The organism is Phycicoccus sp., assembly GCF_035325325.1.
Classification (GTDB): domain Bacteria; phylum Actinomycetota; class Actinomycetes; order Actinomycetales; family Dermatophilaceae; genus Phycicoccus.
On sequence record NZ_DAOLAC010000002.1, the window covers coordinates 196,312 to 220,072 of the forward strand.

Below are 23,761 nucleotides of genomic sequence, written 5' to 3' on the forward strand. Positions count from 1 at the left end.
CGCGTGAGCGACGCGCCCGTGGACCCCCTCGACGACCTCCTGCGGACCCTCGACCTCGAGGAGCTCGGGTCCGCCCAGGTGAGCGTCCAGCCGACGAGCCTCACCGACCCGGCGCTGGCCATCCCCTCGACCTTCGCCGAGGACATCACCCTCTTCCGCGGGCGCAGCCAGAGGCAGCCGCACGGCCGGGTGTTCGGGGGTCAGGTGCTCGCCCAGGGTGTCGTCGCCTCCGGGCGCACGGTGGCCGGCGTGGGCGAGGTCCCCCGGCGGCTGCACTCCCTCCACGCCTACTTCATGCGCCCGGGCGACGACACCCGCCCGATCACCTTCTCGGTCGAGCGGATGCGTGACGGCCGCTCGTTCTCGACCCGGCGCGTCCACGCCATCCAGGACGGCCAGCCGATCCTCTCGATGAGCACGTCCTTCCAGGTGCCCGACGGCGGGCTCGACCACCAGGACGCCGCCCCGCCGGCGCCCGAGCCGGAGTCCGTGCCGTCCCTTCGTGAGGCGTTCGAGGGCGTGGACGACCCTCGGGCACAGCACATCTCGCGCCGGGCCATCGAGCTGCGGCACGTCGAGGGCAACCTCTTCGCGGCTCCCCCGGCCGACGCGGTGGCCCACCAACGGGTGTGGATGCGGGCGGTCGGCCGGCTGCCCGACGAGCCGCTGGTCCACGACGCCGTCCTCGCCTACGCCTCCGACTACAGCCTCCTCGAGCCGATCCTGCGCCGGCACGGTCTGCCGTGGACGACGCGCGGGCTCAAGATGGCCAGCCTCGACCACGCGATGTGGTTCCACCGCCCGGCCCGCGCCGACGAGTGGGTGCTCTACGCCCAGGAGTCGCCGTCCGCGCAGGGCGGCCGCGGGCTCGGCCTCGGCCGGATGTTCACCGCCGACGGCTCGCTCGTGGCCACCGTCGCCCAGGAGGGCATGGTCCGCGTCCCCGAGTGACGCTCACCCGGGGTCGACGAGGTGGCCGTCGGCGATCTCGAGGACGCGGTCGGCGACGGCCAGCAGGGCCGGGTCGTGCGTCGTGACGAGCGTCGTCATCGACCGCTCCTTGGCCAGCCGGGCGATGAGCCGCATGATCTCGCCCGCGGTCTCGGAGTCGAGCTGGCCGGTCGGCTCGTCGGCGAGGAGCAGCCCCGGCTCGGCGACGAGGGCACGAGCCAGGCCGACCCGCTGCTGCTGACCACCGGAGAGCTCGTCCGGCCGGTGCTCGCCGTGGTCGGCGAGCCCGACGTGCTCGAGCGCCTCGGCGACCCGCCGCTCGCGCTCGGCCGCCTCGACCGCCCTGAGCCGCAAGGGAACCCCGACGTTCTCGCGCGCCGTGAGGATCGGCACCAGGCCGAAGGACTGGAAGACGTACGACACCGGTCCGCGGCGCAGGGCGAGGAGGTCGGCGTCGGTCATCGTCGTCACCTCACGGTCGCCGAGGTGGACCGTCCCGGCGTCCGGCCGGTCGAGCCCGCCGATGACGTTGAGCAGGCTCGTCTTGCCCGAGCCGGAGCGCCCCCGCACCGCGACGAGCTCCCCCGGCGCGACCTCGAGGGAGACCCCACGCAGCGCCCGGACCGCCGTCTCGCCGGAGCCGTAGGTGCGCTCCACCCCACGCACCCGGAGCAGCTCCCCGCTCACGGCGCCTCCTCCACGTCCTCGCGCGTCGACCGGACGGTGATGTGGTCGGGCTCGAGGCCGAGCCGGACCCGGTCACGCAGGTCGAGGGCGGTCGTGAAGGCCTTCGGCAGCTGGAGCCGGCCGGCGCGGTCGAGGACCGCGAACTCCTCGGCGACCCGGCCGACCTCGCCGTCCGCACCGACCGCGTCGCGGCGGAGCACCTCGGTGGAGGTGCGGCCGTCGCGGATGCCGACGGTGCGGGCCACCTGTTCGCTGACGTGCGCGTCGTGGGTGACGACGAGGGTCGTCGTCCCGAACTCGGTGTTGGCCCGCCGGATCGCGGCGAAGACCTCGTCGCTGCTGCGGGTGTCGAGCTCGCCGGTCGGCTCGTCGGCGAGCAGCACGCGCGGCCGGTTGGCGACGGCGACGCCGAGCGCCACCCGCTGCTGCTGCCCGCCGGACAGCTGCCCCGGACGACGGTCGGCGCAGTCGGCGATGCCGAGCACCTCGAGCGTCTCGTGCGCCCGGGCCGAGCGCTGCCGCGAGCGCACGCCCGCGAGCATCATCGGCAGCTCCACGTTCTCGGCGGCGGTGAGGTACGGGAGCAGGTTGGCCGAGGCCTGCTGGAAGAGGAAGCCGACGGTACGGCGACGGTACTCGAGCCGCTCGGCGCGCTGCATCGTGCCGAGGTCGTGGCCGGCGACCCGGGCGAGGCCGGCGCTCGGCCGGTCGAGCCCGGAGAGGATGCCGAGCAGGGTCGACTTGCCCGAGCCGGACGCGCCGACGAGGGCGACGAGCTCACCGCTGCGCACCTCCAGGTCGAGGCCCTGCAGTGCGACGACCTCGATGCCCTCGGCCCGGTAGATGCGCACGAGGTTGTCGCAGTGGATGTCCGGGCCGTCGGGCACCGCGACGTCGCGCCGCCTCCGGGTGGTGGGCGTGGTGGTCATGCCGTGTCTCCCTTGCGCAGGTGGTCGGCGAGCCGGCCGCGGCGGGCGGCCGCGGCGTCGAGGACGAGGGCCAGGGCCCCGAGGACGGTGACGAGCAGCCCGGCGCCGACCGCGGCGACCGGGTGGACGGGCAGGGGCGGGAACGGCGCCCCGCCGGTGAACGGGCCGAGGTCGACGGCGGCCGCGACGAGGGTCGGGGCCACCGCCCCGACGAGTCCGCCGGCCAGCGCGGCGACAGCGACGACCGGCATCACCTCGGTCCAGGCGAGCGAGCGCTCCGCGCCGTGCGGCAGGCCCATCGTCCGCAGCCGGACGACGAGCGCGGCGCGGTCCGGGCGGGTCGCGACGAGGAGCAGCACGACGGCCAGGAGGGTGAGCACGCCGGCGAGCACGGCGCCGACGAGGAAGGTCCACGTGACGAGCCGTGGGAGTGCGCGGTCGGCGACGCGCGCGCTCGCCGCGGCCACGGTGTCGACCCCGGTGACCCGCCCGCTCGGGGTGGCCGTGCCCGGGTCGCGGAGGGAGGCGAGGGCCCGTGCGGCGTCGGCGTCGGCGGTGAGGAACGCCGACGTCCCGGTGGCCGACGGCACCCCGGCCCCGAGCCGGTCCAGCGGGACGAGGACGGCCGGCAGCTCCTGGCCACCGCCGACGCGCACGAGCCCGGGGTCGTGGCCGACCACCCGCACCGGGACCCGAGTGCCACGGACGGCGAGCTCGACGTCGCCGGACACCCCGTCCAGGGGGCCGAGCACCGCAGGGACGCGGTCGCCGCCACCGGTCGGCAGCGTCGTCACCTCGGCCGGCGTGCCTCGCACGAGCGCGGCGTAGGCCCGCGGGTCGACCCCGACGACCGAGACCGGCGTCGCCCGGCTGCCGCTCACGAGGTTGCCCGTCGCGACGTACGCCGGGACGGCCGTGCCGACGCCCGGCCGGGCCTCGAGGGCGGCGAGGTCGTCGGCGTCGACCCGGACGGCGTCGACCCGGACCGCGGCGCCGACCGCGCGGTAGGCCGCCACCTCGCGCTCGTGCGAGACCGTCGTGCCGAGCGCGGCGAGGAGGGCGAGGACCGCGGCGCCGACGACGACGGCGAGGACCGGGAGGGCGGCCGTCGCCCCGGTGCGGGCGGCACGGGCCAGGCCGAGGAAGCCGACGAGCCCCCGGCGCCGTGCGGCGAGGCGCGCGGCCACGCCGACCGGCCACGGCAGGAGCCGCAGGACGAGCAGGGCGGCGACGGCCGCGACGAGCACCGGGGTGAGGGCGGCGGTCCAGTCCGTGCGGCCCCCGGCGATCTCGGAGCCACGGGTGCGGACGGTGGAGACGGCCGCGGCGGCGAGCGCGACGACGGCGAGCTCGGCGACGACCCGCCGGGCCACCCGGACGAGGCGACGTCTCCGGGCGGCCTCCTCGGCGGACTCGTCCCGCTCGCTCGCGTGGACCCGGACGAGGACGGCCACCGCGGCGGCCAGGGCCGGGACGAGGGTGACCGCCGCGACCTCGAGCCAGGCCCCGGTCCCCGTGGTGCCTCGCACGAGGAGGACGCTCGCGCCCACCGCGAGCGCCGCGACGGGCAGGGCGGGGAGGGCCGTGCCGGCCACGACGTTCCCGAGGAGCTGGCGCAGCGACGCGCCCCGGGCGCGGACCAGGCCCACCTCGCGCGCCCGGCGGGCGACCGCGACGACCGCGGTGAGGGCGAGGACGAGCACGGTGAGCGCGGTGAGGCCGGCCGTCGCGAAGGACGTCATGACCCGGACGCTGCGGATCGAGGCCTCGTACGCGTCGAGGATGCCGGCCAGGCCCGTCGTCGTCTCGAGCCGGCCCTCGCGGCCGCCGAGCCGGGCGTCGGTCGCGAGCCGGACGACGGCCCGGCGCAGCGGCTCGACGTCGGCGGCACGCAGCCGCGAGGGCTCGAGCGGGTAGCGCCAGCTCGAGGTGAGCACCGTCGACTCGGACGGCATCCCGGTCCCGGGCGCCGGTCGGTCGAGGCCGTCGGAGACCGCGGAGAAGCTCTCGGCCGCGGCGACGAGGGCCCCCTCGCTGACCACCCCGCCCTGGTCGGTGGCGATCGCCGCGAGCCCGTTCATCCGGGGCTCGGCCTGCCAGAACCCGTCGGTCGGGTCGGTCGCGACGAAGGTGCCGGTGACCTCGAGCGCGACCGGCGTCAGCTGGCCGTCGGGAACGGCGACGAGGCGGTCGCCGACCGAGACGCCCCAGTAGCGCGCCGTCGTGTCGGCGAGCGCCACCGGCACGACCGCCGTCACGTGGCCCGGGCGCACCGGGTCGAGGGCACGAGTCGTCGTCGGCGCGCCCGGGGCGGTGCCGGCGCTCCACCGGACGTACGCGCCCAGGTCGCTCTGCACCCGGAGCACGGCGAGCGACCCGTCCGGGCGCAGGGTCGAGCCGTCCGGGTGGGCCACGGTCAGGGAGTCGGTCTGCGCCGCCCAGGTCGGCCGGCCGAGGAGCCGGCCGACGCGCGGTCCGAGCACGGAGCGCACCGCGGCGTCGACCTCCGTGAAGGGGGCGTCCGGGCCCGGACGGGGGGTCGCCGAGACGGTCGGCACCTCGAAGCCGCGAGCCGGAGCGAGGCGCACCCCGACCTCGCGCGCCTGGGCCCGGGCGGCCGAGACCGCATCGCCGACCGCCCGGTCGCGCGCCACCGACTCCACCCGCGGGGTGACGACGAGGAACGTCGCGGTAACCGCGGCGAGCACGGCGAGCACGACGGCCGGCGCACGGGACGAGAGCAGGCCGCGCCGGGCCAGCACGGCTGGGGTGAGGGTGCCGGTGGTCTCCACCGGCTCCGCTCCCCGGCTGGCGACGTGCCGCCCGCTCACGCCGTCTCCCCCTCGCGCAGCTCGCCGGCGAGGTCTCGGCTCGAGCTGCGCAGCACGAGGGCCCCGACCACCCCGAGGGCGACGAGGAGCAGCAGCGCGTACCCGGCGAGGAGCGTCGCCGGCAGCTGCACGCGGACCGGCGGCACCTGTGGGTGCCCGTCCCCGCCGACGAGCAGGGGGACGACGGTGACCGCGGCGACGACCCCGAGGACGATCCCGACGACGACGGTGACGAGGACGACGAGCAGGCGCTCGAGGACGAGGACGACCCGGATCCGCCGCGGCGGCATCCCGAGGGCGAGCAGGACGGCGTTCTCGTGCCGGCGGGCCCGGCCGAGCGCCGCGGTGCTCGCGGCGAAGCCGACCCCGGCGAGGAGGACCGACGCCAGCGTCACGAGGAGCATCGCCGAGCGCATCCCGGCGTTGACCGGCTCGCGCAGCCGGGACGTGACCGCCTCGTCCTCGACGAGGACGGTCGTGCCGTACGGGGCGTCGGCCCGGACGGTGGCCGCCGCGGCCTCGGGGTGCGCGGGGGCGGCCCACCACTCCTGCGGGTCGAGGACGCTGCGGCTGCGCACGTCCGAGCCGCCGCCGACCCGGTCCGGGGCCGCCTCGAGGCTCGGCAGGTCGAGGAGGATGCCGCGTCCGGGGATGGTCGCCGTCGGCAGCGAGTCGACGACGGCGACGACGGTGACCGGAAGGTCACGCACCCCGAGGGGCAGGGTCACGGTGCGCCCCTCGGTCGCCTGGAGCGCGTCGGCGACCTCACGGGTCATCACCGCCGCCACGCTCGCGCGCTTCCCGGCCGGCGCCGCCCACCACAGGCCGAGCCGGTCGGAGTCGTCGCGGAAGTCGCTCGGCACGGGCACGGTGCGCCCGTCGGCCGACAGCCCCGTGACGTGCAGGGCGAACGACGGCTCGGGCAGGAAGTAGTACACGTAGTCGGGCAGCGGCACCGAGACGCCGACGACCGACACCGGTGCGGCCAGCCCGAGCCCGGACAGGTCGGCGGTGAGCGTCCGCGACGTCGTCGAGACCAGCCCGAGCGGCACCGCGCTGACGAAGCCTCGCGCGTCGCGCACGCGCAGCGACCCCGCGAAGCCGTCGGCCCCGAGCGGTGACCCGGTGGCCACCGAGACGGTGACCTGCACCGCGCGCGGCGAGCCGGGCAGCTCGACGCCGCCGCCGAGGTCGCGCTGCGCGACGAGCCGGCCGGCGACCTGCGACCACGGCGCGTCGAGGGTGTCGGGCCGGGGGTCGAGGACCCGTCGGGCCGCGTCGGCGTCGACCCCGAGGACCGTGACGCCCTCGGTGCCGCCGAGGTCGACGCTGCCGCGCCACACCGGGGTCACCGCCCGGGGGTCGCCGGACGCGCGGTCGACGAGCGCCCCGGTGGCGGCCGAACCGGGCCCGGCCACCTCACGGACCACCCGCAGCGGGGCACCGGTGTCGAAGGCCGACTGGTCGGCGACCGCGCGGTCCACGGTCGCGGAGTGGCCGAGGGCGATCGTGCCCATCCCGGCGGCGAGCAGGACGAGGAGCAGCGTGCCACCCTGGCCGGCGACCCGCCGGGCGAACTGCCATCCACCCCAGGCGGCGTCGAGCCCCGGCCGCCCTGCACCCCACCGCGAGACGACGCGCGCCAGCACGGGGAGCAGGCGCAGGCAGAGGACCGCGAGGCCGGCCACGACGAGTGCGGGTGCGACGGTCGTCACGGGGTCGACGGTCGTGTCGCCGGCGGCGTCGTAGCGCCGCAGCTGGACCGCCGCGAGGACACCGAGCACGACGAGCACGAGGTCGAGACCGGAGCCGGCGGCGAGCCGGAGCGCCGCCGGCCGCGTCCGGCCCCCCTCGCGCGAGCGCCCGACGCCGAGGGTCGTCGCGACCGTCACGGCGACGGCGAGGCCGGCCAGTGGGACCGCCGTGCGCCACAGGACCGCGTCCCCCAGCGAGGCGGTGCTCCACGCGGGTCCCGGCTCCCCGGCCACGAGATGGGCCAGCGCCGGGGCGGCGAAGACCGCGCCGACGAGCCCCACCGCCGCGACGACGACGGCGTCCCCGAGAGCGAGCGCCGCGAGGCGGCTGGTCGAGGCACCCCGGGTGCGCAGCAGCCGGGTCTCGCCGACCCGCAGCGAGGCGAGGAGGGCGGCCGCGCCGACGAGCGCGACCCCGCCGAGCAGGCCGAGGAGGACGGTCGGCGTGAGCAGCGCGACGCGCACGCGGTCGCCCACGAGGCCGGCGGCGTCGAGCAGGGCCGGCAGCCCGGTCGCCACCCGGGCGTTCTCGACCGGCACGGTCGCGGGGCGCGCCGTCTCCGGTACCCCTTCGACCGCGGGGAGCCCGACGCCGACGCGCAGCCCGGTGACGACCTCGTCGGTGGTCCGGGCCAGCGCCCCGACATCGGCGGCGCTGACGCCCGTCAGGTCGGGGACCGCGCGCCAGGTGACGCTCGAGGTGCCGACGAGCGGCCCGTCGAAGGTGCCCGGGGCCACGACGAACGGGCCGTAGGTGGTGAAGTCGGACTCCGTGACCCCGTCGAGTCCCAGGGGCAGGTCGGCCCACAGCGCGTCGTCGGCGGCACGCGGGCGGAACAGCCCGACGACCTCGACCGTCACCCTCGGCTTCGTCGCGTCGACGAGGTCGGCGAGCGGGAGCGTGGAGCCGACCCGCACCCCGAGGGCGGTGGCCGCGGACTCGGGCAGCGCGACCGGCACCCGACCGCGCCCGGCCGCGGCGGCGTCGTCCGGGCGCCCCGGCCACGCGCCGGCGGTCAGCTCGGTGGCCGCCTCGAGGCCGTCGACGTCGGCGAGCAGGGCCCGGTCGGTGCCGGCCCGGCCGGGCATCGACCGCGTCGTCGCGGTGCCGACCCGGGTGACCCGCGGCTGCGGCAGCCGGGCGACGGCCGAGCGGAAGGCGGCGTCGGCGGCGGCGAGGTCACCCGGACGCACCGAGGCGGTGAGCAAGAGCGAGCGGTCGGCGGCCGGGACGTCGAGGCCGGAGCGCACGCCGGAGTCGGTGATCCGCGCCGAGAGGAGCTGGAGGGCGGTGACGACGACGAGTGAGGCGAGGACGGAGACGACGATCGCGGCGACCGCGACGGGGTGGGCCCCCAAGCGCCGGCGGAGCAGGTGCGCACCGCCCACGACCGCGTACTCCTCCCCGGGGCGGTCGGTCCGCCCCCGGGCACCCTAACGGCCGTTCAGGGACCCTCGAGACCGACGACGGACACGGATCGACAACGATGTGAGATCGTCCCGGCGTCGAGTCCGGCTCCGTCGGAATCCCACGTGAGGAGTACCTCGCCGGCCCCCACGGGCACCGACGCGCCGTCCTCGCCGAGGACCGCGACGACGGCGTGGCCGGACCGGCCCGCCGGGCGGTGGCGCACGACGAGCCAGCGCGCGTCCTCGTCGTAGGTCACCTCGACGTCGGCGAACCGGGTGGGCCCGGACCCGAGGAGGCGGCGGCGCAGCGCGACGAGGTCGGTGTACCACCGGAGCATCCGCGCGTGGTCGGCCTCCTCGACCTCGGTCCAGCGCAGGACGGAGCGGTCGCGGGTGGCGGGGTCCTGTGGGTCGGGGACGGCGTCGGCGGACCAGCCGTGCGACCCGAACTCGGCGCGACGCCCGTCGCGCACGGCGTCGGCGAGCCAGTCCTCGGCGAAGCTCGTGAAGAACTGCCACGGGGTCGAGGCGGCCCACTCCTCCCCCATGAAGAGCATCGGGGTGGTCGGCGCCAGGAGGTAGAGGGCGGCGCCGGCGGCCTGGAGCGCGGGGTCGGTGACGAGGGCAGAGATCCGTTCTCCGGCAGCGCGGTTGCCGACCTGGTCGTGCGTCTGCAGGTACCCGAGCAAGCGCCGGGCGTCGAGGTGCTCGCGGTCGACGGGGGCGCCCCAGTCGCGGCCGCGGAACGAGGACCGCGTGCCGTCGTGGAGGAACCCGCGGGTGAGCACCTTCGCGAGGACGGCGAGGGGCCCCTGCTCCGGGGAGCCCGGGGCGCCCGCGAAGTCCGCGTAGTAGCCCTGGGTCTCGCCGGTCAGCGTGACGTGGAGGGCGTGGTGCACGTCGTCGTCCCACTGCGCCGTCATCCCGCGGCCCCCGCCGGCCGTCGGCGTGACCATCACCGGGTCGTTGAGGTCGGACTCGGCGACGAGGTCGAGGGGCCGGCCGAGCTCGGTGGCGAGTGCGGCCACGGTGTCGGACAGCTCGGCGAGGTAGTGGCGCGGAGAGTCGTCCTTGAGCTCGTGGACGGCGTCGAGGCGCAGCGCGTCGACGTGGAAGTCGCGCAACCACCGCAGGGCGCTGTCGACGAGGAAGCGGCGCACCTCCGCCGAGCCCTCGTGGTCGAGGTTGACCGCGGGACCCCACGGCGTCTCGTGCGCCTCGGTGAAGTACGGCCCGAAGCGGGCGAGGTAGTTGCCGCTCGCCCCGAGGTGGTTGTGGACGACGTCGAGGCAGACGCCGAGCCCGCGGGCGTGACAGGCGTCGACGAACCGGGCGAAGGCCGCCGGGCCGCCGTAGGCGTCCTGCACGGCGTACAGCCCGACGCCGTCGTACCCCCAGCCGCGGTCGGTGGGGAACGCGGCGACCGGCATCACCTCGACGACGTCGACCCCGAGGGCCACGAGGTGCTCGAGGCGCCCGACCGCGGCGTCGAAGGTGCCCTCGGGGGTGAAGGTGCCGACGTGCAGCTCGTAGAACACCGCGCCGAGGCTGCCGGCGCCGTGGCGCACGCCGCTCCACGCGTCGTCGGTCCACGGGAACGCCGCGGTGTCGACGGTGCGGCTCGGGCCGTGCACGGTGCCCGGCTGCCACGCGCTGCGCGGGTCGGGGAGGGCCGGCTCCTCGCCGTCGAGCACGAAGGCGTAGTCGACCGGACCCGCGACGTCGCCGGGCAGGTCGACGCGCCACCAGCCGCCGGCGGCGGCGAGCATCGGGTCGCGGCGGGGCGCCCCTCCCGGGTCGGCCCACTCGACGTCGACGCGCTCGACGCGCGGAGCCCAGACCTCGAGGCTGCGTGGGGTCATCCGGCGTCCTGCCGCACGAGGAGGGCGACCGGGTGGTCGGCGAGCAGCACGGCCAACGGGACGGCACCCCCGGCCACCGGCTGCCCGGCGAGCACCTCGACCCACTCCCCCTCGGGCACCTCGAGCGACGCGTCGCCGAAGCCGCCGGCCTGCGCGAGCCGACCCGCGGCGCGGGTGACGACAGTGAGCACCCGCGGACCGGCGGAGTCCCCGCGGGCGAAGGCCAGGGCGTGCCCGGTGCCGGTCTCCCAGGGGAGGTAGGTGGCCTCCTCGCCGACGAACCAGCCCGGGTGCTCGCGCCGCAGCCGCAGGGCCAGCGCGGTGAGCCGGATCTTCTCGTCGTCGAGGTCGAAGGTCGGCTCGTCGTCGAGGACGCGGGAGAGCCGCAGCGCCCGGTCGGCCCAGTCGACCGGGCGGCGGTTGTCCGGGTCGACGAGGGCCAGCCGCCCGATCTCGCAGCCCTGGAAGACGTCCGGCACCCCCGGCATGGTCAGCTGGAGGAGCTTCTGGCCGAGGATGTTGGCCCGGGTCGCCGGCTCGTGCGGCGCCGTCCACGCGTCGAGGTGCGCGTGGACCGCGGTGTCGCGGCCGATCGCGCGGGCGAAGGCGACGACCTCGCCCTCGTACTCCTCGTCACCGTCGACCCACGCGGTGTGCACCTTGGCCTCGCGCACCGCCTTGAGCAGGTAGGCCTCGAGCCGGGCGCCCGAGATCGGCCAGGTGCCGACGAGCGTCTGCCACACGAGGTACTCGGTCGGGGCGTCGACGCGCGGGGTGCGGTGCGGCGCGGCGAGCTCGCGAGCCCGCTCCAGCCACGCCGCCCAGCCCTCGGCGTCCTCGGCGAGGACCATGAGCCGGGCCCGGGTGTCCTCGGAGCGCTTGGTGTCGTGCGTCGTGAGCGTGGTCATCGACGTCGGCCACTCGGCCTGCTGCACGGCGCACCAGGCGTGGAACTCGTCGACCTCCGCGGAGAGCACCTCGGGGTGGCCGCCCACCTCGTTGGCGCCGGCGAGGCGGAACCACCGGTAGAACGCGGTGTCCTCGATGCCCTTGGCCATCACCGGGCCGCAGGTCTGCTGGAAGCGCACCCGCAGCTCGTCGGCGACGCGGCCGGTGTCCGGGACCGCCTCGGGCACGCCGCGGTCGAGGACGAGACGGACGACGAGGTCGAGGGCGTCCTCGTCGCTCGGTGCGAGCAGCGCCCGCGCCCGGGCCGCCGCCGAGTCGACGACCGCGGCCTGCTCGGGGTCGACCCCGCGGCCGGGCACGACGTAGGCACGGTAGCGGTCCATCGAGACGAGCAGGGCCTCCAGCGCCCGGCGCAGCGCCGCGGCGTCGGCGTCCGGCACGATGCGCCGGGCCAGCCGCATCAGGCGGTCGACCTCGGCGGCCTGCACGTCGTCGACGACCAGCCGCTTGCTCTGCTCGACGACCGCCTCGAGGGAGGCCTCGCCGGGTGCGACCTCGGCCCACAGCCGGTCGAGGGTGCCGGTGGCGTCGGGTGGGGTCAGCACCTGCTGGACCCGCAGCAGCGCGTCGTAGCCGGTCGTGCCGGCGCAGCGCCAGGCGTCGGGCAGGCGCTCCGGCCCCTCGAGGATCTTCTCGACGACGACCCACGCGTCGCCGGTGGCCTCGGCGAGCCGCTCGAGGTAGCCGCCGGGGTCGGCGAGGCCGTCCGGGTGGTCGATGCGGAAGCCGTCGACCTGGCCGTGGCCGTGGAGGGCCAGGAGCAGCGCGTGGGTCGCGGTGAAGACGACCGGGTCCTCGACCCGGACCGCGACGAGCGTGGTGACGTCGAAGAAGCGCCGGTAGTTGAGCGCCTCCCCCTCGCGCCAGCTGGTGAGCCGGTAGGCCTGGCTCTCGACGAGCTCGGCGAGGGGCAGCTCCTCGGTGCCGGGCGCCACGGGGAACTCGTGGTCGTAGTAGCGCAGGACGTGCTCGGTGCCGCTCGGGCCGCCGTCGTCGGCGAGCACCAGCTCGCCCCGCCCGAGGACCTCCCCGAGGGCGTCGCCGAGGACCGGCATGAGGATGCGGTCGTCCTCGGCCACCCAGTCGACGTCGAACCAGCCGGCGTACGGCGAGCGCCGGCCCTCGCGCAGCAGCGACCAGAACGGCGCGTTGAGGTGCTCCGGCGAGGGGACGGCCATGTGGTTCGGCACGACGTCGACGACGACCCCGAGCCCCGCCTCGCGACAGGCCGCCACGAGCCGGTCGAAGGCTTCGCGACCGCCGGCCTCCTCGCTGATGCGGGTGTGGTCGAGGACGTCGTAGCCGTGCGTCGAGCCCGGCGCGGCCTGGAGCACCGGGGACAGGTAGACGTGCGAGACCCCGAGCGAGGCGAGGTAGGGCACCTGCACGGCGGCGTCGTCGAAGGTGAAGCCGCCGTGCACCTGCAGGCGGTAGGTCGCCGTCGGGACGACGCGGGCGGGGTCGGGTCGGTGGGCCACCACGGGCGTCAGCTCCTCGTCGCGCCGGCCGCTCCGGACGCCGCGGTCGGGGTCTCGCGCGGGTCGCGCAGCACGACGACCGAGCGGGCGGTGACCGTGAGGGTCGAGCCGGCGTCGTGCCACTCGGGCTCGACGTGGTCGGCGGCGGTGTCGACCTCGGTGCACCACCGCTCGCCCCACTCCTTGGCGGGGAGGGCGAAGTCGTGGTCCTCGTGGTCGGCGTTGAAGAGGACGAGGAAGTCGTCGTCGACGAGCCGCCGCCCGCGGGTGTCCGGGCCGGGGATGGCCTCGCCGTTGAGGAAGACGGTCATCATCCGGGCCTGGCCGTCGGCCCAGTCGTCCTCGGCCATCGGCTCGCCGCTCGGCTGGAACCACGCGATGTCGCCGAGCTCGGACTGCCCGCCGTGGTCGGCGCTGCCCGCGAAGAACCGGCGCCGCCGGAAGACCGGGTGCTCGCGACGCAGCCGGGTCAGGGCCGCGGTGAACGCGAGGAGGTCGCGCTGGTCCTCGGTGAGGTCCCAGTCGACCCACGAGATCTCGTTGTCCTGGCAGTACACGTTGTTGTTGCCGCCCTGGGTGCGGCCGATCTCGTCGCCGTGCGCGATCATCGGCACGCCCTGGCTGAGCAGGAGGGTCGCGAGGAAGTTGCGCTGCTGGCGGGCTCGCAGGGCGAGGACCTCCGCGTCCTCGGTCTCGCCCTCGACACCGCAGTTCCACGACCGGTTGTGGCCCTCGCCGTCGCGGCCGTCCTCGCCGTTGGCCTCGTTGTGCTTCTCGTTGTAGGACACCAGGTCGCGCAGCGTGAAGCCGTCGTGGGCGGTGACGAAGTTGATGCTCGCGATCGGCTTGCGACCGCTGTGCTCGTAGAGGTCGGAGGAGCCGGTGATGCGGGACGCGAACTCCCCGAGCGACCCCGGTTCACCGCGCCAGAAGTCCCGGACGGTGTCGCGGTACTTGCCGTTCCACTCCGTCCACAGCGGCGGGACCCCGCCGACCTGGTAGCCACCCTCGCCGATGTCCCAGGGCTCGGCGATGAGCTTGACCTGGCTGATCACGGGGTCCTGCTGGATGAGGTCGAAGAACGCGCTCAGCTTGTCGACCTCGTGGAACTGGCGGGCCAGGGTGGCCGCGAGGTCGAAGCGGAAGCCGTCGACGTGCATCTCGGTGACCCAGTACCGCAGGCTGTCCATGATGAGCTGGAGCACGTGCGGGTTGCGCATGAGCAGGCTGTTGCCGGTGCCCGTCGTGTCGTAGTAGTGCTCCTTGGCGTCGTCGACGAGCCGGTAGTACGCGGCGTTGTCGATGCCCCGGAAGCAGATCGTCGGGCCCATCTCGTTGCCCTCGGCGGTGTGGTTGTAGACGACGTCGAGGATGACCTCGATGTCCGCCTCGTGCAGCGCCTTGACCATCGCCTTGAACTCGGTGACCTGCTCGCCGCGGTCCGAGCGGGCGTAGGCGTTGTGCGGCGCGAGGAAGCCGATCGTGTTGTAGCCCCAGTAGTTGGTCAGGCCCTTGGCCTGCAGCGAGGTGTCCTGGACGAACTGGTGCACGGGCATCAGCTCGAGGGCCGTGACGCCGAGGTCGGTGAGGTGCTCGATGACCGCGGGGTGGGCGATCGCCGCGTAGGTGCCGCGGACCTCCTCGGGGATCTCCGGGTGGGTCATCGTCAGGCCGCGCACGTGGGCCTCGTAGATGACGCTCTCGTGGTACTCGTGCCGCGGCGGCCGGTCGTGCCCCCAGTCGAAGTAGGGGTTGATGACGACCGAGAGCATCGTCTTCCCGAGGCTGTCGTCGGTGTTGCGCTCGGTCGGGTCGTCGAAGTCGTACGAGAAGAGCGAGGGGTCGTTGTCGACCTGCCCCTCGACGGCCTTCGCGTACGGGTCGAGGAGGAGCTTGCTCGGGTCGCAGCGGTGCCCGTTCTCGGGGTCGTACGGTCCGTGGACGCGGTAGCCGTAGCGCTGGCCGGGCTGCATCCCGGGGACGTGGCCGTGCCAGACGAAGCCGTCGGTCTCGGGCAGGTCGAGGCGGGTCTCGGTGCCGTCGTCGTCGACGAGGCACAGCTCGACGCGCTCGGCCACCTCGCTGAACAGCGCGAAGTTGACGCCACTGCCGTCGTACGTGGCGCCCAAGGGGTACGCCGTCCCGGGCCAGATCTCCACTGCATGCCTTCCGTGGGGTGTCTCTGCAGGCCAGCCACGCTGCCGGCGTCGCGCGGCCACCGGGCCGACGCAGGGTCCCAACCTACCCGCCGGGCGCGGGCCCTCGGACCACTGCGTCCGACCCGGGACGCACCGGTGCAGGCCCGGTCGGCGCCGGCCACGGCTCGGCTACTGTCGGGACCGACCCACCCCAGAGCGCCGAGGAGCAGCCCCATGTCCGACCAGCGAGTCGCCGTCGTCACCGGAGCCGCCCGCGGCATCGGGGCCGCCACCGCCGAGCGGCTGGCCCGCGACGGCTTCGCCGTGGCCGTGCTCGACCTCGACGAGGCCGCCTGCGAGGAGGTCGCCGGCCGCATCCGCGACGCCGGGGGCCGGGCCCTCGGGGTCGGCGTCGACGTCTCGGACGCCGCGGCGGTCGAGGCCGGGGTCGCCCGCGTGGCCGCCGAGCTCGGGCCGCCGGTCGTGCTCGTCAACAACGCCGGGATCATCCGGGACAACCTCCTCTTCAAGATGACCGAGGCCGACTGGGACGCCGTGATGTCGGTCCACCTCAAGGGGGCCTTCCTCATGACGAGGGCGTGCCAGGCGCACATGACCGAGCAGCGCTACGGCCGGATCGTCAACCTCTCGTCCTCGTCGGCGCAGGGCAACCGCGGGCAGGCCAACTACTCGGCCGCGAAGGCGGGGCTCCAGGGGTTCACCAAGACCCTCGCCATCGAGCTCGGCAAGTTCGGCGTCACGGCCAACGCGGTCGCGCCCGGCTTCATCGAGACCGACATGACGCGGGCGACCGCCGAGCGGCTCAAGGTCTCGTTCGAGGACTTCCTCACGCACACCGCCGCCCAGATCCCCGTCGCGCGGGTCGGGCAGCCCGAGGACATCGCCGCGACCATCTCGTTCCTCGTCTCCGAGGAGGCCGGGTTCGTCTCCGGCCAGGTCGTCTACGTCGCCGGCGGCCCGCTCGACTGAGACTCCCGAGCCGGGGTGAGCCGCACCATCGGCAGCTCCTCGGCGAGGCGTCGGCGGTCGGCGTCGGTGCCGCGGTACTCCCAGCCGGTGAGCGCGGACAGTGCCCGCCGCACGACCGGGGCCGCGAACCGGTTGCGGTGCTCGTAGCGCGCGAGGACGGCGACGGCCTCCCCGACCGGGAGCACCTCGAAGTCGGCGCGCCGCGGCCCGTGGCCGAGGTCGACCCCCACGGGAGCGCCCGAGGTGACGTTGCGGAACCAGTCCGCGCCGCGACCGAAACCCGACACGACGGTCACGGCGCCGGTGCGCCGGTCGTGCTCGAGCACCTCGAGGACGGTGCGGTACGGGCGCCCGCTGCGCCGGCCGACGTGCGACACCCGCACGAACCGGCCGCCGAGCAGCCACCCGAGTCCGCGGTCGTACAGGGGGTGCGGCGCCGCGAAGACGACGCGGAGCCAGCCGGGCATCTCGTGCGAGCTGCGGGGCGTCATCGCCCCACGGTGTCACACGCGGCGCCCGGCGGGCGGGCTCAGAGGCCGAGGTCGCGGCCGATGAGCTCCTTCATGATCTCGTTCGAGCCGGCCCAGATCTTCGAGACGCGGGCGTCGCGCCAGGCCCGGGCGACGCGGTACTCGTTCATGAACCCGTAGCCGCCGTGCAGCTGGACGCACTCGTCGAGCACCTCGTTCTGCACCTGCGCCGAGAACCACTTCGCCTTCGCGGCGTCGACCGGCGTCAGCTTCCCCTCGGCGTGCGCGGCGACGCAGTCGTCGACGTAGGCCTGGGTGACCTCGAGCTTGGTCAGCAGCTCGGCCATCTTGAACTTGTTGTGCTGGAACGAGCCGACCGGCTGGCCGAAGGCCTTGCGCTCCTTGGTGTACTCGACGGTCTCCCGGAAGATCTGGAAGGCGTGCGCGGTGTTGGCCACGGCGGCGCCGATGCGCTCCTGCGGCAGGCGCTGCATCATCGCGACGAAGCCCATGCCCTCCTCGCCCAGCCGGTTGGCGTCGGGGACGCGGACGTCCTCGAAGAACAGCTCGGAGGTGTCGGCCTCCTCCTGCCCGACCTTGTCGAGCTTGCGGCCGCGGGTGAAGCCCTCCATCCCCTCCTCGACGACGAGCAGGGTGATGCCCTTGGCGCCCTTGCTCGGGTCGGTGCGGACCGCGACGATGACGAGGTCGGCCTGGTAGCCGTTGGTGATGAAGGTCTTGGACCCGTTGAGCACCCAGTCCTCGCCGTCGCGGACGGCCGTGGTCTTCAGCGCGGCGAGGTCGGAACCGCCGGAGGGCTCGGTCATCGCGATGGCCGCGATGAGCTCGCCGTTGGCCATCCCGGGCAGCCAGCGCTCCTTCTGCTCCTGGGTGCCGAGGTCGACGATGTACGGCGGGCAGACGTCGGAGTGGATGCCGAAGCAGGACGACACCGCGAAGTTGAAGCCGGCGATGACCTCGGCGGCGATCGCGTTGAAGCGGTAGTCCTCGGCGCCCATCCCCCCGAACTCCTCGGGGATGTCGAGGCCGAAGAGGCCCTGCTTGCCGGCCTCCTTCCACAGGTCGCGCTCGACCGACTTGACCTCGAGCATCTGCTCGGCGCGGGGCTCGAGCGTCCGGGAGACGAACTCCTGGACGGACGCACGGAAGTCCTCGTGCTCGGCGGCGTAGACGTTGCGGGGCATGCGGCTCCTCGGCTCGGTGGGTGGACGGCGGCGGCACGCCACCGTGACTAAGCGCTTGCTTAGTCTCGCTTGGGTACGGCATGCTGTCAACCGTGCCCAGCACCACGCCGCTCACCGAGACCGCCGTCCTCGCCGCGCTCGCGCCCGAGGGTGGCCGCCCCGGCGGCGCCACCGACGTCGGCGACACGGCGACCCGGATCATGCTCGCGGCCGCCGACGCCTTCGCCGAGCACGGCTTCCCTGCGACGACGACCCGCGACATCGCCTCGCGCGCCGGCCTCTCCCCCGCCGGTGTCTACGTGCACTTCGCCTCCAAGGAGGTCCTCCTCTTCGAGATCAGCCGGCGCGGGCACGCCCGGGCCCGCGACCTCCTCGTCGAGGCGGCGGCCGACGCTGCGTCCCCGACCGAGGCACTGCGCGCCATCGTCGGCGGGTTCTCCCGGTGGCACGCCGAGCACCACCAGCTCGGCCGGATCGTCCAGTTCGAGTTCCGGCACCTGTCGACCGAGCACCAGTCCGCGGTCATCGACCTGCGCAAGGACATCGACCGCGTCGTGGCCGACGTCCTGCGCGACGGCGTCGAGTCCGGCGAGCTCGACGTCGAGGACGTGCCGGCCACCGCGCTCGCCCTGCTCTCGATGGCCATCGACGTCGCCCGCTGGTACGTCCCGGGAGGCCGGCGCACCCCCGAGATGGTCGAGCGGACCTACGGCGACCTCGCGGTTCGTCTCGCGGGCGGCCGGGCCTGAGGGACCACCCCGCCCGGCGGGTAGCCTGTCGCGGTGACTGAGCACGGACACGGTGGGTCGCCGTCGATCGCCGCGCCCGACTACTGGTGGTACGTCGCGCGCGCGGACCTCCTCGAGCAGGCGCTGCGCGACCTCGTCGAGGGCGCCGACACCGCGCTCGACCTCGGCAGCGCCGACGGTCCGAGTGCCGGCTGGTTCCGTGAGGCGGTCGGGCGCACCGCGTCCCTCGACATCGACCCGCGCGGCCTCGACGCCGACGGCGTCTGCGGCTCGGCCCTCGCGCTGCCCTTCGCCGACGCCTCGTTCGACGCCGTCGCGGCGTTCGACGTCATCGAGCACTGCGACCCCGAGGCCGAGGCGCTCGCGGAGGTCCACCGGGTGCTGCGGCCGGGCGGCCGCTTCCTCATGTCGGTGCCCGCGTACACCTGGGCCTGGACCGACTTCGACGTCGCCAACGGCCACCACCGCCGCTACACGCGCCGTCGCGCGACGGCCGCCCTGGAGCGCGCCGGCTTCCGGGTCGAGCGCGCCACCTACGGGTTCGCCACCGTCTTCCCGCTGTTCGTCGCCGAGCGGGCCGCCCGTCGGGTCTCCCGGCGACGGGTGTCCGGCCCGCACGACATCGTCGAGGTGCCACGCGTGCCGCGGGCGCTCAACACCACGCTCCGGGCGATGTGCCGGCTCGACCACGCCCTCCTCGGACGGGCCGACCTGCCGTTCGGGTCCTCGGTGTTCGTTGGCGCGACCCGGCTCGGTTGACCGGCCTCCCGCGGGCGGCGTCAGCCGTCGAGCGGGCCGCCGGAGGTGACCCGGGCGCGCACGTCGGCGGCTGTCGCGGCGAGGCCGGCGACGAGCGGCGTGGCGGCGAGCGCGTCGACCTCGGGCCAGCGGACCGAGCCCAGCCGCAGGTCGAGCACCTGGCCCCTGCCGCCGGGCGCCATCGCGGTGCGCAGCGGCCGGTGGAACACCCGGCGCGCCTCGGAGACGAGGTGGCCGACGGTGACCGGGCGACCGGACGCGACCACCTTGGTCACCGTCGTCCCGGCCGGCTCCTCGCGGACCAGCTCGGCGCAGCGCAGGAACATCCGGGCGACGTCGACGACGTAGACGTAGTCGCGGATCGTGTCGAGCGACACGAAGACCGGCAGGGGCCGCGTCGTGGCGTCGGAGAGGCACAGCTGCGAGAGCAGGCCCTGCGGCTTGCCGAGGGTCTGGCCGGGACCGTAGACGTTGGCCAGCCGGGCCAGCACCGCGCGGGTCCCGGTGCGCGAGACCGCTTCAGTGAGGGCCGCCTCCATCGCCAGCTTCGTGCGGCCGTACGGCACGAGCGGCGCGGGCTCGGTGTCCTCGGTGAAGGGCGGCGAGGTCGCGCCCGCGTAGAGGCCGCCGGCGGACGAGGCGAGCACGACGACCCCGAGGCCGTCCGGGTCGGGCTCGAGCAGCGCGGTGAACGCCTCGAAGACCCTCAGCTCGGCGGCCAGCGCGTCGGCGCCGGTGGCGACCACCCCGGCGCCCGCGCACCACGCGAGCAGCCAGGGGCGACCGGCGCGCTCCCGGACGAAGCGCTCGTGCTCGGCGCGGAGCACCTCGACCGAGGCGGCCTCGTCCGACCACGGCACCGCGGAGGTCATCACCTCGTCGCCGCGGGCGCGCAGGGCGGCCACGAGGTGCCGGCCGACGAGCCCGCCCGAGCCGACGACCCAGGCGAGGGGCCGCCCGGTCGTCCGCTCGCTCACTCCTCGTCCCGCCCGAGCGGGCCCTCACGGCGGTCGCGGACCGGCAGGTAGAGCGGCTTGCCCATCGCCATGTTGACGGCCATCCCGACGTACTCGGCGATGACCCCGAGCGCGAAGAGGATGGCGCCGGTTGCCGCCATGAGCAGCACCATCGTCGAGGTCCATCCGGGGGCGTCCCACCAGCGGGCGGTCCGACCGACGAGGAGGACGACCGCGACGACGGGCGCGAGGACGACGGCCGCGGCCCCGGCGAGGCTGACCAGCCGCAGCGGCGTCGTGCCGCTGGACAGGACGAGCCGCCAGAAGTGGGAGGCGAGCCGGCGCAGGTCGTAGCCCGAGGCCCGACCACCCTCGGCGCGCATCGGCACCGGCGCGGTCGTCGTGCGGCGCGCGACCCAGGAGATGGCGACGTCGAGGTAGATGCCGGGGCCGGCGTACGCGGCGACCGAGCGGGCCACCTCGCCGACGACGAGCCGGTAGCTGTTGAAGTCCGCGGCCGGGGCCCCCTTGGCCATCCGGGCGACGAGCCACTTCGCCGACCGGGACGCGACGTTGCGCAGCGCCCCGTGCGGCGGGGCGTTCGAGGGCCGGGCGTAGACGACGTCGGCCTGCTCGGTCATCGCCGCGTCGAGCAGCGTGCCGATGTGCACCGGGTCGTGCTGGCCGTCCTCGTCCATCGTGACGACCCACTCGCCACCGGAGGCCGAGATGCCGGCGAGCGTCGCCGCGTGCTGGCCGAAGTTGCGGCTCAGCCACACCGGACGCACCCAGTCGTGCTCGGCGGCCAGCGCGCGGATGACGACGTCGGAGGAGTCCGGACCGCAGTCGTCGACGAGGAGCACCTCCTCGACGACGAAGGACCGACCGGCCGGGGACGTGGCGACGCGGGTCAGCGGCGCGATCTCGGCGACGAGGCCCCGCAGCGTCGTGGACCCCTGGTAGACGGGGACGACGACGGAGACCCGGTGCGGCGGGCGCTCGGTGGACCCGGCGGCGGACCCGGCAGGGGTGGTGGACAACGGGGCCTCCGGGGCGGTCAGTCGCGGGTCAGCTTGCGGTAGGTCACCCGGTGCGGGCGGGCCGCGTCCTCGCCGAGCCGCTCGACCTTGTTCTTCTCGTACGACTCGAAGTTGCCCTCGAACCAGTACCACTTCGCCGGGTTCTCGTCGTCGCCCTCGTAGGCGAGGATGTGCGTCGCGACCCGGTCGAGGAACCAGCGGTCGTGGCTGATGACCACCGCGCAGCCCGGGAAGTCGAGGAGCGCGTTCTCGAGGGAACCGAGGGTCTCGACGTCGAGGTCGTTGGTCGGCTCGTCGAGGAGGAGCAGGTTGCCGCCCTCCTTGAGGGTCAGCGCGAGGTTGAGCCGGTTGCGCTCGCCTCCGGAGAGGACACCGGCCTTCTTCTGCTGGTCGGGGCCCTTGAAGCCGAACTGGCTGACGTAGGCCCGGCTCGGGATCTCGACGTGGCCGACCTGGATGTAGTCGTGGCCGCCGGAGACGGTCTCCCAGAGGTTCTTGTTCGGGTCGAGGCCGCCGCGGCTCTGGTCGACGTAGGAGATCTTCACCGTCTCGCCGACGTCGACCGTGCCGGCATCGGCCTCCTCGAGCCCGACGATGGTCTTGAACAACGTGGTCTTGCCGACACCGTTCGGGCCGATGACCCCGACGATCCCGTTGCGCGGCAGCGTGAACGACAGGTCGTCGATGAGAAGGCGCTCGCCGAAGCCCTTGCGCAGGCCCTTGACCTCGATGACCTTGCTCCCGAGGCGCGGGCCCGGCGGGATCTGGATCTCCTCGAAGTCGAGCTTGCGGGTGCTGTCGGCCTCGGCCGCCATCTCCTCGTAGCGCTGGAGGCGGGCCTTGGACTTGGTCTGCTTCGCCTTGGCGTTCGAGCGGACCCACTCGAGCTCCTCGGCCAGCCGCTTGGCGAGCTTGGCGTCCTTCTTGCCCTGCACCTCGAGGCGGGCCTGCTTCTTCTCGAGGTAGGTCGAGTAGTTGCCCTCGTACGGGTAGGCCCGGCCGCGGTCGAGCTCGAGGATCCACTCGGCGACGTTGTCCATGAAGTACCGGTCGTGGGTCACCGCGACGACGGCGCCGTGGTAGGCCGCGAGGTGCTGCTCGAGCCAGAGGACCGACTCGGCGTCGAGGTGGTTGGTCGGCTCGTCGAGGAGGAGCAGGTCGGGCTTCTGGAGCAGCAGCTTGCAGAGGGCGACCCGACGGCGCTCACCGCCGGAGAGCACGGTGACGTCGGCGTCCGGCGGCGGGCAGCGCAGGGCGTCCATCGCCTGCTCGAGCTGGGAGTCGAGGTCCCACGCGTCGGCGGCGTCGATGGCCTCCTGGAGCTGGCCCATCTCGGCCATCAACGCGTCGAAGTCGGCGTCCGGCTCGGCCATCTCGGCGCTGATCGCGTTGTACCGGTCGACCTTCGCCTTGATCTCGCCGGCGCCCTCCTCGACGTTGCCGAGGACGGTCTTCTCCTCGTTGAGCTCGGGCTCCTGCATGAGGATGCCGACCGAGTAGCCCGGGGTGAGGCGCGCCTCGCCGTTGGACGGCTGGTCGAGACCGGCCATGATCTTCAGGACCGAGGACTTGCCGGCGCCGTTCGGGCCGACGACACCGATCTTGGCGCCGGGCAGGAACGAGAGCGTGACGTCGTCGAGGATGACCTTGTCGCCGTGCGCCTTGCGGGCACGCGACATCACGTAGATGAACTCGGGCATGGGGCCAGCGTAACGAGACACGACCCCCCGCCCGAATCCGCGGCGGTCGGCCGCCCCGGCCTCAGGCGGCGTCCTCCTCGGCCGGGCGGACGAGCGGACCGGTGTCCGCGGGGGCCAGGCCGTTCGCCGCCGCGGCGCCCGCGAGCTCCGCCCCCAGGACCGGGCCCGGACCCGCGACCTCGTAGGCGTCGCGCTCCGGGTCCCCGAACGCCGCCGCCGCGGAGCCCGCCTCCGGCAGCGCGGGGGCGAGGTCGCCGTTGCGCGTGTAGGCGGTGACCCCCCAGCGCAGGTCGTGGCCCAGGGCGTAGGCGTCGAGCTCGACGGCGGCGCCGAAGGAGCCGTCGTCGCGACGGAACTGCCGGATGCGCTGCTTGCCGTGGACGACGACCGGATGGCCCTTGCGCAGCGACCGGACGGCGTTCTCGCCCATCCCCCGGTACACGGAGACGTCGTAGAAGCTCGGGTCGGACTCGGTCCACCGGCCGGGCTCGCCGCGGTCGGGGTGCCGCTCGGACTGGGCCACCCTGAAGACCGTAAACGGCCCGTGGCGGCCCTGCTTGACGACGGGGTCGGCGACGAGGCGCCCCTGCACCGTCACGTGGGTCTCGTACATCGTGTGCTCCTCCCCGGCCCCCGCCGCTCGGGGACCGCTGGGACCACCCTCGTCAGCGCTCCGGCCCGGCACAACGGCCGCCGCGCGACCTGTGGACGACGGAGGACGGGTCGGCGCGCTGTGGACGACGCCGCCCGGTCAGACCTCGGCGGCGTGCCGCAGCGCGGCACGGGTGGCCGCGTGCCGGTCGAGGACGCGGCGCACGGGCGCGAGGATCTCGGCGTCGGCGACGGTCTCGATGGCGGCGCGCAGCCGCGCGTCCATGACCGC

The 23,761-nt window shown here is 74.9% G+C and carries 17 protein-coding genes; 4 read left to right on the top strand and 13 right to left on the bottom strand.

Annotated elements, in window-relative coordinates; all coding sequences use genetic code 11:
• Positions 1 to 3: 3 nt before the first annotated feature.
• Positions 4 to 951 (top strand): acyl-CoA thioesterase II, encoded by a 948-nt coding sequence (locus PKA89_RS02525; protein ID WP_324416285.1) that lies wholly within the window; start codon positions 4 to 6, stop codon positions 949 to 951.
• A gap of 3 nt (positions 952 to 954) precedes the next feature.
• Here the strand turns inward: PKA89_RS02525 and PKA89_RS02530 are convergent, their stop codons facing one another.
• From PKA89_RS02530 to glgX, 7 genes are read right to left on the bottom strand one after another with little or no spacing between them, the layout of a single operon-like run.
• Complete coding sequence (locus PKA89_RS02530; protein ID WP_324416287.1) at positions 955 to 1,638, bottom strand: ABC transporter ATP-binding protein; 684 nt, start codon at positions 1,636 to 1,638, stop codon at positions 955 to 957.
• Complete coding sequence (locus PKA89_RS02535; protein WP_324416289.1) at positions 1,635 to 2,567, bottom strand: ABC transporter ATP-binding protein; 933 nt, start codon at positions 2,565 to 2,567, stop codon at positions 1,635 to 1,637. Before PKA89_RS02535 ends, PKA89_RS02530 begins: the two co-directional genes overlap by 4 nt.
• A complete protein-coding gene (locus tag PKA89_RS02540; protein WP_324416292.1) occupies positions 2,564 to 5,398 on the bottom strand; it encodes a hypothetical protein in 2,835 nt (944 codons plus the stop codon). The genes PKA89_RS02535 and PKA89_RS02540 overlap by 4 nt, the downstream gene beginning before the upstream one ends.
• Positions 5,395 to 8,541 carry an FtsX-like permease family protein gene (locus PKA89_RS02545; protein ID WP_324416294.1) on the bottom strand — a complete coding sequence of 1,049 codons (3,147 nt, stop codon included), beginning with the start codon at positions 8,539 to 8,541 and terminating at the stop codon, positions 5,395 to 5,397. Before PKA89_RS02545 ends, PKA89_RS02540 begins: the two co-directional genes overlap by 4 nt.
• A gap of 56 nt (positions 8,542 to 8,597) precedes the next feature.
• Positions 8,598 to 10,424 carry a malto-oligosyltrehalose trehalohydrolase gene (gene treZ, locus PKA89_RS02550; RefSeq protein ID WP_324416296.1) on the bottom strand — a complete coding sequence of 609 codons (1,827 nt, stop codon included), beginning with the start codon at positions 10,422 to 10,424 and terminating at the stop codon, positions 8,598 to 8,600.
• A complete protein-coding gene (treY, locus tag PKA89_RS02555) occupies positions 10,421 to 12,871 on the bottom strand; it encodes a malto-oligosyltrehalose synthase (RefSeq protein ID WP_324416298.1) in 2,451 nt (816 codons plus the stop codon). Before treY ends, treZ begins: the two co-directional genes overlap by 4 nt.
• An 8-nt stretch (positions 12,872 to 12,879) precedes the next feature.
• Positions 12,880 to 15,030, bottom strand: a complete 2,151-nt coding sequence (gene glgX, locus PKA89_RS02560) for a glycogen debranching protein GlgX (protein WP_324416300.1) — start codon at positions 15,028 to 15,030, stop codon at positions 12,880 to 12,882.
• Between the two features lie 213 nt (positions 15,031 to 15,243).
• Between glgX and fabG the strand changes: the two genes are divergently transcribed.
• The gene (fabG, locus tag PKA89_RS02565; RefSeq protein WP_324416302.1) at positions 15,244 to 15,999 is read left to right on the top strand and encodes a 3-oxoacyl-ACP reductase FabG; all 756 of its coding nucleotides are present in this window, start codon (positions 15,244 to 15,246) and stop codon (positions 15,997 to 15,999) included.
• Here fabG and PKA89_RS02570 read toward each other — a convergent pair.
• Both PKA89_RS02570 and PKA89_RS02575 read right to left on the bottom strand, forming a co-directional pair.
• On the bottom strand, positions 15,972 to 16,490 hold the full coding sequence (locus PKA89_RS02570) for a nitroreductase family deazaflavin-dependent oxidoreductase (protein WP_324416304.1): 519 nt from the start codon (positions 16,488 to 16,490) through the stop codon (positions 15,972 to 15,974). The two genes, fabG and PKA89_RS02570, sit on opposite strands and share 28 nt — an antisense overlap.
• A 38-nt stretch (positions 16,491 to 16,528) precedes the next feature.
• Positions 16,529 to 17,674 (bottom strand): acyl-CoA dehydrogenase family protein, encoded by a 1,146-nt coding sequence (locus tag PKA89_RS02575; RefSeq protein ID WP_324416307.1) that lies wholly within the window; start codon positions 17,672 to 17,674, stop codon positions 16,529 to 16,531.
• 92 nt (positions 17,675 to 17,766) lie between these two features.
• Between PKA89_RS02575 and PKA89_RS02580 the strand changes: the two genes are divergently transcribed.
• On the top strand, positions 17,767 to 18,423 hold the full coding sequence (locus PKA89_RS02580) for a TetR/AcrR family transcriptional regulator (protein WP_324416309.1): 657 nt from the start codon (positions 17,767 to 17,769) through the stop codon (positions 18,421 to 18,423).
• A 33-nt stretch (positions 18,424 to 18,456) separates the two neighbouring features.
• Entirely contained in the window at positions 18,457 to 19,182 is a 726-nt protein-coding gene (locus PKA89_RS02585) for a class I SAM-dependent methyltransferase (RefSeq protein ID WP_324416311.1), read from the top strand.
• 20 nt (positions 19,183 to 19,202) lie between these two features.
• Here the strand turns inward: PKA89_RS02585 and PKA89_RS02590 are convergent, their stop codons facing one another.
• The 4 genes from PKA89_RS02590 to PKA89_RS02605 form a co-directional block, all read right to left on the bottom strand.
• Complete coding sequence (locus tag PKA89_RS02590; protein WP_324416313.1) at positions 19,203 to 20,159, bottom strand: NAD-dependent epimerase/dehydratase family protein; 957 nt, start codon at positions 20,157 to 20,159, stop codon at positions 19,203 to 19,205.
• On the bottom strand, positions 20,156 to 21,178 hold the full coding sequence (locus tag PKA89_RS02595) for a glycosyltransferase (protein WP_324416315.1): 1,023 nt from the start codon (positions 21,176 to 21,178) through the stop codon (positions 20,156 to 20,158). Before PKA89_RS02595 ends, PKA89_RS02590 begins: the two co-directional genes overlap by 4 nt.
• 17 nt (positions 21,179 to 21,195) lie before the next feature.
• Positions 21,196 to 22,878 carry an energy-dependent translational throttle protein EttA gene (ettA, locus tag PKA89_RS02600; protein ID WP_324416317.1) on the bottom strand — a complete coding sequence of 561 codons (1,683 nt, stop codon included), beginning with the start codon at positions 22,876 to 22,878 and terminating at the stop codon, positions 21,196 to 21,198.
• Between the two features lie 61 nt (positions 22,879 to 22,939).
• Entirely contained in the window at positions 22,940 to 23,491 is a 552-nt protein-coding gene (locus PKA89_RS02605) for a single-stranded DNA-binding protein (protein WP_324416319.1), read from the bottom strand.
• Positions 23,492 to 23,761 lie beyond the last annotated feature (270 nt).